Genomic DNA, 224 nt, shown 5'->3' with positions numbered 1-224 from the left:
TCCATAGGACGATAGCAGCCAGAGTGACGACGGCTCGGTAATTTCTGGCTGTCTTTTCGAAGCGTGTTGCGACCCGGCGGAACTGCTTGAGCTTACTGAAGCAGCATTCGACGAGATGGCGCTGGGCGTAGAGATGCTTGTCGAGTGGGTATTTGAGCGCGCGTGACGGGTTGTTGGGAATGACGGCGAGCGCGCCTTTGGCGGCGATGGCTTGGCGCAAGTGA

1 protein-coding gene is annotated in these 224 nt (G+C 58.5%); it reads right to left on the bottom strand.

All coding sequences use genetic code 11. The features are described 5' to 3' along the window. Window positions 1-224, bottom strand: a 224-nt coding sequence (locus FNJ47_RS49320; protein ID WP_163163911.1) for a transposase, incomplete at both ends; no start/stop codon positions are given.

The organism is Bradyrhizobium uaiense, assembly GCF_010811875.1.
GTDB lineage: Bacteria > Pseudomonadota > Alphaproteobacteria > Rhizobiales > Xanthobacteraceae > Bradyrhizobium > Bradyrhizobium uaiense.
The sequence above is the reverse complement of the archived record's forward strand: the minus strand, read 5'-3'. Positions and strand labels throughout refer to the sequence as shown.